9 protein-coding genes are annotated in these 13690 nt (G+C 57.3%); 5 read left to right on the top strand and 4 right to left on the bottom strand.

Translation table 11 applies throughout. The annotated features are described in order from the left end of the window. From ACR0DE_RS18155 to ACR0DE_RS18145, 3 genes are read left to right on the top strand one after another with little or no spacing between them, the layout of a single operon-like run. Window positions 1-1545, top strand: a complete 1545-nt coding sequence (locus ACR0DE_RS18155) for a trimethylamine methyltransferase family protein (protein ID WP_480754619.1) — start codon at window positions 1-3, stop codon at window positions 1543-1545. Next, a complete protein-coding gene (locus ACR0DE_RS18150) occupies window positions 1546-2229 on the top strand; it encodes a TetR/AcrR family transcriptional regulator (RefSeq protein WP_480754617.1) in 684 nt (227 codons plus the stop codon). Next, on the top strand, window positions 2216-3520 hold the full coding sequence (locus ACR0DE_RS18145; RefSeq protein WP_480754615.1) for an NAD(P)/FAD-dependent oxidoreductase: 1305 nt from the start codon (window positions 2216-2218) through the stop codon (window positions 3518-3520). Before ACR0DE_RS18150 ends, ACR0DE_RS18145 begins: the two co-directional genes overlap by 14 nt. Here ACR0DE_RS18145 and ACR0DE_RS18140 read toward each other — a convergent pair. Further along, window positions 3517-6912 (bottom strand): indolepyruvate ferredoxin oxidoreductase family protein, encoded by a 3396-nt coding sequence (locus tag ACR0DE_RS18140; RefSeq protein WP_480754611.1) that lies wholly within the window; start codon window positions 6910-6912, stop codon window positions 3517-3519. The genes ACR0DE_RS18145 and ACR0DE_RS18140 overlap by 4 nt on opposite strands. A 146-nt stretch (window positions 6913-7058) precedes the next feature. Between ACR0DE_RS18140 and ACR0DE_RS18135 the strand changes: the two genes are divergently transcribed. Further along, window positions 7059-7520 (top strand): Lrp/AsnC family transcriptional regulator, encoded by a 462-nt coding sequence (locus ACR0DE_RS18135; RefSeq protein ID WP_170424431.1) that lies wholly within the window; start codon window positions 7059-7061, stop codon window positions 7518-7520. 3 nt (window positions 7521-7523) lie between these two features. Here ACR0DE_RS18135 and ACR0DE_RS18130 read toward each other — a convergent pair whose 3' ends face one another. After that, entirely contained in the window at window positions 7524-7913 is a 390-nt protein-coding gene (locus tag ACR0DE_RS18130; protein ID WP_170397621.1) for a DUF3307 domain-containing protein, read from the bottom strand. Window positions 7914-8082: 169 nt separating this feature from the next. Between ACR0DE_RS18130 and ACR0DE_RS18125 the strand changes: the two genes are divergently transcribed. Continuing rightward, a complete protein-coding gene (locus ACR0DE_RS18125) occupies window positions 8083-11124 on the top strand; it encodes an ABC transporter transmembrane domain-containing protein (protein ID WP_170511501.1) in 3042 nt (1013 codons plus the stop codon). A 23-nt stretch (window positions 11125-11147) separates the two neighbouring features. Here the strand turns inward: ACR0DE_RS18125 and ACR0DE_RS18120 are convergent, their stop codons facing one another. Both ACR0DE_RS18120 and ACR0DE_RS18115 read right to left on the bottom strand, forming a co-directional pair. Next, a complete protein-coding gene (locus ACR0DE_RS18120; RefSeq protein WP_223117633.1) occupies window positions 11148-12380 on the bottom strand; it encodes a mandelate racemase/muconate lactonizing enzyme family protein in 1233 nt (410 codons plus the stop codon). Window positions 12381-12401: 21 nt separating this feature from the next. Further along, a complete protein-coding gene (locus tag ACR0DE_RS18115; protein WP_170397613.1) occupies window positions 12402-13496 on the bottom strand; it encodes a Zn-dependent alcohol dehydrogenase in 1095 nt (364 codons plus the stop codon). Window positions 13497-13690: the final 194 nt, after the last annotated feature.

Below are 13690 nucleotides of genomic sequence, written 5' to 3'. Positions count from 1 at the left end.
ATGTCGGACTTGGGCCAAAGACGCCGACGGCGCGGGCGCGGGACCGATGCCGCCCCGCAATCTAGTCGCGAGGTGAATTATCGCCAGTTGCGCAATCCGTTTCCACAGATGGAAGTGTTCCCGACGGATCAGATTGCAGATATGCACGACACCGCATTGCGCACACTGGAAGAGTTGGGCGTGAAAGTTCTATTGCCCGAAGCGCGGCGAATCTACGCGCAGGGTGGCGCGCGTGTGGATGAAGACAGCGAGATGGTCTTTATCGGGCGAGATATGGTTGAGGCCGCCGTTGCCTCGGCCCCGAAATCCATAGCCTGCCGTGCAGGCGCTCGGCACCGGGATTTCACTTTGGAGCTGGGCTCTTTGGTGTTCCAACCCGGCGCTGGCGCTCCAAACGCGACCGATCTGGAACGCGGTCGTCGGCCAGCGAGTGGGCAGGATTATCTGGAGTTCCTAAAGCTCACTCATCACTTTGATGTCTTCCAGATGATCTCGCCGCAGGTCGAACCGCAGGACGTGCCAACCAATGTGCGGCACTATTTCACCACACAAGCGCAGATGGAATTGACGGATAAGTTCCCGTTCTTCTTCTCGCGGGGCACGCCGCAAGTGATGGACTGCTTCGAGATGCTCTCGACGGCGCGGGGCCTGTCTGATGAGGAGTTCCGCGCTAACGCCCATTGTTACACGATTATCAACACCAACAGCCCGCGGACGCTGGATATTCCAATGGCTCAGGGGCTGCTCGACTTTGCGCGCCATGGGCAGATGTCGATCATCACACCCTTTACCCTGATGGGCGCAATGGCTCCGATCACGGTGGCCGGGGCCATCACGCTGTCCCATGCCGAGGCGCTTGCGGCCTTGACGCTGACCCAGCTTACCAACCCCGGTTCGCCGGTGTGCTATGGGACCTTTACCAGCAATGTCGACATGAAATCAGGGGCGCCTGCATTCGGGACGCCCTCGCATTTTCAGGCGTCTTTGGCAGCGGGCCAGTTGGCCCGGCATCTGGGCCTGCCCTGGCGGTCTGCGGCGGGGTCTGCGGCAAATATCAACGACGTTCAGGCCGCCAATGAAAACCAGTTCGGCCTGTGGGGCTGCCTGATGGCCGGGGCGACGGTGATCATTCATTCGGCCGGGTGGCTCGAAGGTGGCCTGACAGTATCCTTCGAGAAGATGATCTGTGATGCCGAGGTGTTGAACATGGTGGCCGAGCTTTGTGCAGGGGCACAGGCCAATGGTGTAGAGATCGGGTTTGATACTGCGCTGAGCGAGGTTGAACCCAGCGGACATTTCTTCGCCACCAGTCAGACGATGGAGCGCTATAATACCGCATTTTATGAGCCGCACCTGCATGATTACGCAAATTTTGGCACCTGGACCGAGCGTGGCGCGATCGACGCCAACCACCGCGCGACCGGTGTTTGGAGGGAAATCCTGGCAAATTTCAAAGCACCGGCATCAGATACGGATCGCCTTGGTGCGTTGAAGGATTTCATAGCGCGCCGTACAGAAGAGGGCGGCGCACCGCCGGAGAGTTGAATGAGCACCAAACCCATCCTGCACAGGGACGATCCCGAAGCTGAGCCACTGATTGGTAACGTCAAGGTCACGCGCGATGATTGGCTGAACGTGGCCATGGACGTCCTGATTTCGGACGGGGTCGAGCAGGTGAAAGTCATGAACCTTGCCGAGCGGATGGCGGTCTCGCGCTCATCATTCTACTGGTACTTCAAGTCGCGGCAGGAATTACTGGATGCGCTGCTGGCGCGGTGGCAGGCGACAAATACCGCGGCCTTGATCGCGCAATCCGAATTGCCTGCTGAAACGATCACGGCTGCGGTGTGCAATGTTCAGCGCTGCGTTGTGAATACCGAACTATTTGATACGGCGCTTGATTTTGCTGTGCGGGATTGGGCACGAAGATCGGGAAAGGTGCGGCGTATGCTGGACCAGTCCGATGCCCGTCGCCTGGCCGCGCTGCGCGCGATGTTCATCCGGTTCAACTATGATGAGACCGAGGCAGAGACGCGGGCGCGGGTGCTATATTATATGCAGATCGGATATGATCTGGCGCAGTTAAACGAACCATTGGCGATCAGGCTGTCGATGGTTCCACACTACCTTTATGTTTTTACAGGGGTCGAACCGCGACCCGAGGAAATCACCGAATTCAGCGCGTATGCGAAACATTTCTGGGAAGGGGCAGGACATGAACCAACCTGACGCAATCATCATTGGCACCGGTGTGATCGGAGCCGCCATCGCGTTCGAGATGTCCAAGGCCGGTTGGAAAACTCTGTCGTTGGATCGCAATGCGCAGGTTGGGCATGGCTCGACCGCAGGCTCTTGCGCGATAATTCGGATGCATTATTCGACCCTCGATGGAACCGCGTTCGCTTGGGAAGGCTATCACTATTGGCGTGATTGGGCGAACTATCTGGGCTTGCCCGACAAAGCCGATTTGGCGCAGTTTCGTGAGACCGGTTGTTTGGTCGTCAAGACCGAGGCCAATGGATTTCTTGAGAAACATAAGAAGTACAGCGCCGAACTGGATTGTCCGTTTGAAGAATGGACACCTGAGCGGATTACCGAACGTCTGCCGATCTATTCTCTGGACAGCTTTGCCCCGGCGCGGCGCATGGATGATCCGGAGTTCGGCCAACCGAACGGAGATCGGATTCAGGGCGCAGTGTTCTGGCCGAAAGCAGGCTATGTGACCGATCCGGCCTTGTCGGCGCAAAACCTGATGGATGCCGCCAAGCTGCATGGTGCCGAAGTGCGAACAGGCGCAGACGTACGCGAAATCCTGTCGCAGCAGGGGCGCGTCGCAGGTGTCAGACTTGCCTCTGGTGAAGAAATCCACGCCAAAGTGGTGGTGAATGTTGCCGGTCCCGGGTCAGCGCTTGTCAACGAAATGGCCGGGGTTCTGGGTGACATGACCATTCAAACCCGCCCGCTGCGGCAGGAGGTGGTGCATGTACCCGCGCCCGAAGGATTTGATTTCGAAACGCAAGGAACAATTGTCTCGGATAGTGATATCGCGCTGTATTGCCGTCCAGAACATGGCAATCATATTCTGATCGGTTCCGAGGATCCGGCTTGTGATCCGCATCAATGGTGCGAAGATGATGTAAGCTATAACCACGATTTTACGGATCAATGGACCACGCAGGCCATGCGTTATGCCCAACGGGTCCCTAGCCTGGGGATACCCTCCAGAACCCGTGGGGTGGTGGATTTGTATGATGCCTCGACTGACTGGATTCCGATCTATGACAAGTCCAGCCTGCCGGGGTTTTACATGGCCTGCGGCACCAGCGGTAACCAATACAAGAACGCGCCGATTGCAGGCAAAATGATGGCTGAACTGATCGACTACGTCGAAGGCGGTGCTGATCATGACGACAAGCCGATGCAGTTTGAACTGCCTTACATTGGACGCACAATCGACACCGGTTTTTATTCCCGCAAGCGACCGGTCAATACCGATAGCAGTTTCTCGGTGCTTGGTTAACGCGCCATCGCGCGCGCGTTCTCATAGCTTTCTTCCCGTACTGGACCGAAACCGCGTATCTGGTCCGCAGCTGACAGCGCGTCCAGCCACTCGGCCTCGGAATGGGCGGAGGGGTTTGTCAGATACATGTCCAACAGCGATTGGTACCAGTTTAGGATATCTCGATGCAGTCGCGCTTCGGAGTGATAGCCGAAGGGGTTCAGGACCGAGCCGCGCAAACCACGTAGACGGGACAGTCCCCGCAGAACCGGGCGCATCCATGGGCCCAGTGCAAACTTGAGGGGGCGGCCCCGTTCGTCCTTGCGCCAGCTGAGCATTGGCGGGGCGAAGTGGTAACTTGTTTTGAAATCTCCCTCGAACTGTTGCTTCAGTTCGTTGTCGAAGTTTTGGGTCGTTTGCAGCCTGGCTACTTCGAACTCGTCCTTATAGGCCATGAAGCGGAACAGGTTACGGGCTACGGATTCTAGAATATCGTCGGATATTTTCGCGTTCGACGCGCGGATTGCTTCAATCTGTTGTGCATAGCGATCCGCATATGCGGCATCCTGATAATCTGTCAAAAACGCCACCCGACGCGCAATCACCTGATCCAAGGTGCAGTTTGCCTCTTCGGGTAGTGCCAGCCCGTGAATGCGGTCGGGGTCAGCCGCCAGACAACGCCCAAGAGCAAAGGCCAGCCGGTTTTTTTCGACGGCAACACCGTTCAGCAAGATGGCCTGAGCCAATGCAAGATGCGACACCGGAACCAGCTCGTTTTGCCATGCATAACCCAGCAAAATGACGTTGGCGAAGACGGAATCCCCCAGTAGCGCCTCAGCTATTGCATTTGCGTCAAGGCTGGCGAGATTGTCCACCCCAACCACATCTGCGATCGCCTGTTCCCGCTTATCGACCCGCAATTGGGCATCGCGACGCAGGACAAGATCGCCGGTGGGCATCTCAGCCCTGTTCAGCACAACGCGTGTCCCGCGGGCATAATGAGCTGAGGCTTTGGGGGCCGAACTCACCACCACATCACAGCCAATCACCGCATCCGCAGCGCCTTGATCTATGCGTACTTGGTTAAGCGCATCCGGAGCTGCGCCAAGGCGGATATAACTGAGTACCGTGCCGAATTTCTGCGCAAATCCGGTGAAATCCAGGACCGAGGCACCTTTGCCTTCCAGGTGCGCGGCCATAGTGATCAGGGCCCCAACCGTGACAACCCCAGTGCCACCCACGCCTGTCACAAGCAGATCAAACGGTGTGTCCAAAGACGGAAGCTTTGGGTCTGGCAGGTCTGCCTCAAGCGCGTCGAGGTCCAGATCTATGGCCCGCTTTCGCCGGGTTGCGCCTGCAACGGTCACGAAACTTGGGCAGAATCCGTTCAGGCACGAAAAATCCTTGTTGCACGAACTTAAGTTGATCTTGCGCTTGCGCCCCAGCGGGGTTTCTCGCGGCTCAACGCTCAGGCAATTCGATGCGACCGAACAATCGCCGCAACCTTCGCAGACAAGATCATTGATCCAGACGAAGGTCGAGGGGTCCTCCATCGTACCGCGCTTGCGGCGGCGGCGTTTCTCGGTGGCGCAGGTCTGTTCGTAAATCAGGACCGTAACACCGGGAATGTCGCGCAATTCGCGTTGCAGGCTGTCCATCTTTGCCCGGTCGTGGAACGTAGTGCCAGCCGGGAAATCGGATCGGTGAAACTTGGCAATGTTGTCCGAGACCAGCGCGATCCGCTCAACCCCCTCGGCCCGGCAGGTTTGCGCAATGCCTGCAACGCTGACAGGTCCATCCACTGGTTGCCCTCCGGTCATTGCGACCGCATCATTGTAGAGTATTTTATACGTGATATTTGTCCCGGCCGCGACCGCCTGACGGATCGCGAGCGAACCCGAATGGTACCACGTTCCTTCGCCAAGGTTCTGGAAGATATGCTTGCCGCCATTGAATTGTGAGGCCACCACATGGGGTACGCCTTCGCCTCCCATCTGTGCATAGCCGACCGTCTCGCGATCCATCCAAGATGCCATTACATGACAACCAATGCCGCTGGCAGCGGTGGAGCCTTCGGGCACCTTGGTTGAGGTATTGTGCGGACAGCCCGAACAGAAATAGGGCGTTCGCGTTGCGCCCGGGACATTGATCACGGGAGGTTCCGTCTCGGTCAGCGCGCGCGCTTTGGCAGGCAGGTTTTCTTCAGGGAAGAACGTGTTAAGTCGGGCGGCAACAATAGGGGCCAGCATCAAAGGGCTGAGTTCCCCGGTCCATGGGATCAGCGGTTCGCCATGGCTGTCATATTTACCTACCATCTTATGGGGTTTGTCGCCGGGCCAGTCATAGAAGTATTCTTTGAACTGGCTTTCGATGATGCCGCGCTTTTCCTCGACGACCAGAACCTCGGCCTTGCCTTTCACAAAGCGCAACGCGTTGCGACGGGCCAGCGGCCAGACCATGCCAACCTTGTAGATGTCGATCCCCAAGCGGCGGCAAGCGGCTTCATCAAGGTCCAGCAAACGCAGCGCCTCCATCAGATCGAGGTGCCCCTTGCCGGTGGTCACGAAGCCGAACTTCGCACTGTCGATGTCATAAATACGCCGGTCGATGGGGTTTTCTTCGGCAAAGGCCCGAACGGCGCGCAACTTGTGCTGGATGCGGGTCTCGATCTCGGGCGAGGGCAAATCGGCAGTGCGGACGTGCAAGCCGCGTTCGGGCAAGTCGATCTGCGGCAGGGAAAAGCTGCGATCCGGGTGCAGATCGACGGACCGCGCGCTTTCGACCGTTTCCGAGACCGCCTTGAACCCGACCCACGTGCCTGAGAAACGGGACAGAGCGAACCCGTACTCGCCGAATTCCAAATATTCCTCGACCGAGGCTGGGTTCAATGTCGGCATGAACCACGACATGAAGGCCACATCCGACTGATGCGGCATCGAAGAACTGACGCAACCATGATCATCGCCTGCCACGACCAGCACGCCACCTTTTGGCGCAGACCCATATGCATTTCCATGTTTCAATGCATCGCCTGATCGGTCGACACCAGGGCCTTTACCGTACCACATCGAAAAGATGCCATCGACCTCGCAATGCGGGTCCAAAATGGCCTGTTGCGCACCCAGAACCGCCGTTGCGCCGAGGTCTTCGTTCACGGCGGGCATAAACGTGATGCGATCCGTCTTCAGTCGGTCCTTTGCGCGCCATAGCTCAAGATCCAGCCCGCCCAGTGGCGATCCGCGATAGCCCGAGACAAACCCCGCCGTGTTCAGCCCGGCCTGACGGTCGCGTCGGGCCTGGTCCATCATAATCCGCGCCAAGGCTTGCGTGCCTGTTAGAAAAACCCGGCCCTGCGTCAGGGTATAGCGGTCTTCAAGCCGATAGGTGCGGGGAGAGGGTTCGTGGTGGCTCATTGCTGCGCGTCCATGGGTTTTTGTCCTTGGTGTTCGGTTATTTTAACCCCCCGCAGGTGAATTTCTGTTTCAGAGTTTGTGCGAGTTCTGCAAAATATGATAGGATTCACCAGATTTAGTTAAAATTACGGATGAATCTTTCCAAGATGACCGCTCTTGATGATCGGGACCGCCGCATTCTGACGCTGCTTCAAAATGACAGCCGGGTTTCAAATGCCGAATTGGCAGATGCAGTCGGCATGTCGGCCTCAGCCCTATGGCGCAGGGTGCGCGCGCTGGAAGAGGCTGGGGTGATCGAACGGTACGGCGCTTTGGTGAATCCTGCCGAGATGGGGTTGACGTTCGAAGCAATCGTGCATGTTCACCTGACCCGGCATGACCCGGACAAGATTGTCGACTTCATCCGGGCCGTCGAGATCAGCCCCGAAGTGCAGGAATGCTACGCCACGACAGGTCAGGCGGATTATCATCTGCGTGTATTGTGCAGGAATCTGTCTGCTTACAACACGTTTCTGGAAGATTTCTTGTTTCGTTTGCCCGCCGTCGCCAGCGCGCAAACGAATGTCGTGCTGCGGACGATCAAGCGGAACCGACCGGTGGTACCCTGAAGCTTAAGCCGCGAAAGCCACCCAAGCCCAGGCCATGCCAATATAAGTAAGGTTGTGAAACAACTGATCCAGACCAGCGGCACGCCAAAAAGCGGCCTGATTGGGTTGCAACTGTTTGCGGTCAGAATAGTTGGCTTTGGCAAAGTCGATGTGGAAATGCACGATCCATTCCAACGCAGCGATGATCAGTATGAATTCAATCGGGGCGCGAAAGAGCGCGAAAATCACGACCGAACCCACAACATGCACAGCAGCATGTTGCGCGCGTCCCATGTGGAAATACGTGCCTCGCCCGGAAAGCATCTTGGGCGTCTGTAAATAATAGTCGGCGAACATGTGTTTGATCTGAAGCAGGCACAGCAACAGAAACACAGCGCCAAAGCTGGCAGGCAAATGAATCCTCCCGATATCGTCCTGAATCAGGAGATTAGGGGGTAAACGCGAAACGCGCAAATGAACTTGTTCACACAACGCAAATTAGGCGCAAATCGGAAATTCATTTGCGTCCGAGGATACGATTGCGGTAAATTCGGCCCGTTGTATTCACGCCAAAATCAGTGATTTGAGCGGCGGATCGTTAGTAGGGGCGGGTTCAATAGAACGATCGATCTTTCAGTTCATCTGGAAATACTCGAAGCGCGACCAGTTGATATTGCTGGCCGTGACGTCGACCTTGTTTCCTTTGCTTTACCTGACGTTGGAGCTGCCCAAGCGCATCATCAATGACGCAATCGGCGCGACAAGTCAGATTGTCGATGTCTGGGGTTATAGCCTGACGCAGACCACTTTTCTGATGATCCTGTGCTTTGCCTTTCTGGCTGCGGTGCTGGCGCACGGGCTGATGAAGATGCGTATCAACACCATGAAGGGTGTTCTGAGCGAGCGTATGCTGCGTCGCTTTCGCTATCAGTTGATCAACCGCGCGCTTCGCTTCCCACAACCATATTTTGAGCGGGTCAGTCAGGGCGAAATGGTCTCGATGATAACCGCTGAAAGCGAACCGATGGGTGGGCTGATGGGGGATGCGATCAGTCAGCCCGTGCTGCAGGCCGGACAAATGATCACGATCCTGTCCTTTCTGTTCCTCCAAAGCGTTTGGTTCGGACTGGCCGCGGTGGCGTTGATCCCGCTGCAGGCCTGGCTGATCCCGCGATTGCAACGCCAGATCAATCTTCTGAACAAGAAGCGCATTCAAGAGGTCCGCGTTTTGGCTGCCCAGATCGGCGAGAACGCTGCCGGTGCTTCGACCCTGCGCGCCAATGGCGGTTGGCGTTATCGGCGGGCGATGATCTCGGATCAGCTGGGGCGCCTGTTCGCCATCCGCTTTGAGATCTATCAGAAGAAGTTCTTTATGAAGTTCATCAACAACTTCATATCGCAGCTGACGCCATTCATGTTCTACCTTGTCGGTGGCCTGCTGGTGTTGCAGGGGTCTGTTTCGCTGGGTGCTCTGGTGGCTGCGCTGGCGGCTTACAAAGACTTGAGCTCACCCTGGAAAGAACTGCTGACCTATTATAATCAAACGCAGGACATGTCGCTGCGATGGGATGTTGTGATTGATCGTTTCGCACCGGATGGAATGATTGATGAGGCCCTGTTTGACGGAGAGCCAGCGGATCGTCCACATCTGAATGGCGATATCGTACTGAATCAAGTCTCGGTTCGTGATATCGACGGCAATCAGGTTTTGGATGATCTGGACCTGACGTTCCCAGCAGGTAAAACGGTCGGCATTTCGGCCACCAGCGAGGAAGATCGCCATGCGCTGACCGAGTTGCTGACCCGCGAGATACTGCCAACCTCTGGCCGTATTGAAATCGGCGGCATCAATATGGCTGGCCTGCATCAAAGCGTTGTTGCCCAACGAATAGGTCTAGCAACCTCGCGCCCCATAATGTTTCAGGGCACGTTGGGTGAAAATGTGATGATGCCGATGCGGTCACATCCATTGTCCAAGTCCACCGAGGATCCGGATTTCCCCGAGACGCTGAGGGCAGGCAATAGTGCTGATCCATTCAACGCCGAATGGCTTGACCCCGGAATGGCGGGTTTTGACGATACGGCGCGGCTGCGCGATTGGTGGCTGAAACTGATCGATGGCATGGGCTCGGGCGCGGCGTTGTTTCAGCGCGGTGCCGAGCAGGTGTTTGATGCGAATGAGCGCCCGGAACTGGCAGCAAAGCTGGTCGAATTGCGCCCTCGGGTTCAGAAGGCGGTGCGCGAGGCCGGGCTTGATCAGCAGGCGCTGATTTTCGATCGCTGCGCGTATAACCCTGCGCTACCCGTTGCTGAGAACCTGTTGTTTGCCACCCCCTGCGTTCCGGTGACGCGACAATTGCTGGCACAGCAGACCGTGTTTCTGGGCCAGTTGCGCGAGTTGGGGTTGGATGAAACCCTGATCAGCCTGACACGCGACGTAATTGAGATGCTGCGCCAGATATTTGGGCTTGATGGAACAGATCATCCTTTGTTTCGCAAGCTGGGGCTTGAGGCCCAGACCTACGAGGCCGCGGTTGAATTGGTCGAGCAAACCCGGAAGGAAGGCGCAAACGGGCTGGATGACGAACAATTGGCTAGCTTGCTTTCGGTGCCATTTGTGATCTCGGCCGAGCAGATTGGCCCGGCGTTTTCGGATGAGCTGAAGAACCGCATTCTTGAGCTTCGCCACAGCCATTCGGCCAAATTGCTGGAACCCTTGCACGATGTATTCGTCCCGTTGGATGAAGATGCCTTTGCACCCGGTTTGACGGTCATGGAAAACGCACTGTTTGGCAAGGTCAGCCAGATCGGCGGTGCGCGGACCGACGAGGCGCGCAAACTGATCGTCGATGTTCTGGCCGAGAACGGGGCGCGACCGATGGTGGTGGAACTGATCTATGATGTTCCGGTCTCGATTGGCGGCCAGAACTTGCCTGCGGTATTTGCCGAACCACTGGCCTTTACCCGCGCTGCGATCAAAAAGCCGGATATTCTGATCCTGGAAACCGCGCTTGCCAGCTATGATATGGAGACACAGGTCGCAGTTTATAAAAATCTGCGTGAATTGCTGCCCGAAACTACTGTAATCTATCTAAATGATGCGTTCGAAAATCCAGATGTTTTCGACATGTATGTTGAAATCCGTCAGGGCCGGGTCGTGACGGGTGAAGGCCCAACCGACGTCGACGGCGACGGTGCGGCGTCTGCCGATCTGGTACGCAAATTGCGTGCGCTTGAGCAGACCCCGTTGTTCTCTGGGCTCGACCGTCGCCAGCTTCGACTGCTGGCCTTTGGTGCGCGCTGGTTCGAAGCGAAACCTGGCCAGGTGGTGTTTCTGAAGGATGATCAGCCAACCGATGGCGCCTATGTCATCCTTGAGGGCGAGGCAGGATTGTACCTGCCGCGTTCGGGCGAGGCCGATCAACTGATCACTACGGTTGGTGCGGGCGCGTTGGTGGGAGAGCTGGGGTTGATCCGAAAAGAGCCTCGGGCGTTGAGCATGGTGGCTGAAACGGAACTGTCCTGCCTACGGATCGGTGAAGAGGAATTTCTGGCGGTCGTCGAGAACGATGCAGCCACAGCCTTTAAACTGTTGCAGGTCATCGCGGGGTATGTCTCGAACTGATCGGCTTGCTCGCCTGTCGATTGTTACCCTTCGGTTGCGGGTGCACCGCCTTGAAACGCATTCCCATTTGCATAGTCACATGGGGTTTCCTGCATCTGTAGGTGCAGCCCGTTACCTTTGTAGGGATGGGCTCGGGCAAGGCCTTCATCGACTTCGATACCAAGGCCGGGCTCGATCGGAGGAGTGACGAACCCCTTCTCGACGCGGATGCTTCCCTTTATCAGTTGATCGTGGAATGGGGTCTCGATGCTTTCAAGCAGCAGCAGGTTCGGGATCGACGCCGCCAGATGAATATTCGCCGCCCACTCGATCGGTCCCGCATACAGATGGGGTGCCATCTGGGCGTTGAAAACCTCGGCCATCGCGGCGACTTTCTTCATCTCCCAGATACCACCAGCGCGTCCCAACGCAGGCTGAAGGATTTCGGCGGCCCCGGCGCGCAGGACCGCGCCAAATTCCGCTTTGGTTGTCATCCGTTCACCGGTCGCGACAGGGATACGGACATTGCGCGCCACACGGGCCATATCCTCGATCATGTCGGGGGGTGTGGGTTCTTCGAACCACAGCGGCGAAAAGGGTTCCAGCGCTTGGCCCAGACGTATAGCTCCGGCTGTGTTGAACTGGCCATGAGTACCGAACAGCAGATCGGCCTTGGCTCCAACTGCCTCACGGATCGCTTTGCAAAACGCTATCGACATTGAGATATCGGACATCGCGGGCATGTGCCCGCCGCGGATTGTATAAGGCCCGGCGGGATCAAACTTGACGGCGGTATAGCCGCGCCGGACCATTTCAGCAGCACTTTCTCCGGCCTGCTCAGGTGAAGTCCAGAAGTCCGTCAGGTTATGCTGAGGAAGTGGGTAGAGATAGGTGTACGCCCGGATACGGTCGTTCATCCGCCCACCCAGCAGCGCATAGACCGGACGATCACGATCCTTGCCCAAAATGTCCCAGCAGGCAATTTCGAGCCCTGAGAACGCACCCATGACGGTCAGGTCTGGTCGCTGAGTGAAGCCGCTGGAATAGGCGCGGCGGAACATCAACTCGATATTCTCGGGGTTTTCGCCCTGCATGTGCCGTTCGAATACATCGCGAATGACATGGGTCATGGCTTCGGGACCAACCGAGGACGCGTAGCATTCCCCCCAACCGATCACGCCCGTATCCGTGGTGACCTTGACCAAAATCCAATAGCGCCCACCCCAACCCGGTGCCGGAGGCGCGGTGACAATGACATCGAGATCTTGCAGTTTCATCGGGTGTTCCTTTTGCGGGGTTCAGTCGCGATCAAACAAGATTACATTGCGTTTGGCCGCACCGGACTTGGTGTCTTCGATGGCCTCATTGATCTGTGACAGGGTCCAGCGACCCGAGATCAACTCGTCCAGTTTCAGCCGCCCCTGTTCATACAGATCGATCATCCAGGGGATGTCTCGCTGGATCACTACATCGCCCATTTTTGAGCCCACCATGCCCTGGCCAAGCGCGGCCAGCACGACGGGTTCGTAGCTGGACATGTCACCAGAATGGGGCATCCCGATCATGATCGCCTTACCGCCCCGACCAAGATAACGCGGGGCCTGATCATAGGCGGGGATTGCACCAACAGTAATCAAGACGGCGTCTGCGCCACGTCCGCCCAGCGCCTTGTAGGCGGCTTTCCACGGCTCTTTCTGGCTGGCCAAAACACCATGGGTCGCGCCGAACTCCATTGCGATATCCAGCTTATCCTGTGTCATATCGACCGCAACGATACGGCGAGCTCCGGCGATACGTGCGCCTTGGATTGCGTTCAAGCCGACGCCCCCGGCGCCGATGACAACCACGTCCTGCCCGGGGCGAAGCTGGGCGGCGTTGACCGCTGCGCCAACACCGGTGATCACCCCGCAAGACAGCAGGCTGGCAAGGTCCTTGGGCAGGGTCTCAGGTATGCGGACGATCTGTCGGTGGCTGACAACTACCTTTTCGGCAAAGGCCCCGCATGCCATGGCCTGTTCCAGCGCATCACCGTCGGCAGTCTGCAGCGGACCTTTCACCGTGTCATAAGGTGTTTCACAAATGGTGGGCATGCCACCGGCACAGGACGGGCAGGACCCGCAGGCGCGGATCAAGGTTACCACAACGGGATCACCAAGTTTGAAATCCCCTGCGCCTTCGCCAACAGCAGAAACGATGCCAGCCGCTTCGTGCCCGTAAACCGCGGGCAAGTGGCCGCCCCATGCGCCGCTTGCAAAGGAAATGTCCGAATGGCAAATCGCCACTGCATCCAGCGTGACCTCGACCTCGCCCATGCCGGGTGGTGCGATCAGGATGTCTTCGATGACCAGAGGTTCGCCGAAGGCCCGGCATACGGCTGCTTTGATGGTTTGCATGTGTTTTCCCGCTCCCTAACGGGATCACGGTGACCCGTCCCGGCGGGACCTGCAAGGTGGAAACCGTCACGGATGTGTCGTTGTTCTGCCAAAGTGGGGTAGACGCAAAAGAATCCACCTATTGATAAGCATTGTGTGGGTCATCGGTTCAGTGTGCGACAACCAAACAGATCGGCGCACGGCGTATCGGGGTC

It is taken from the genome of Ruegeria sp. C10, from assembly GCF_056537805.1.
The sequence above is the reverse complement of the archived record's forward strand: the minus strand, read 5'-3'. Positions and strand labels throughout refer to the sequence as shown.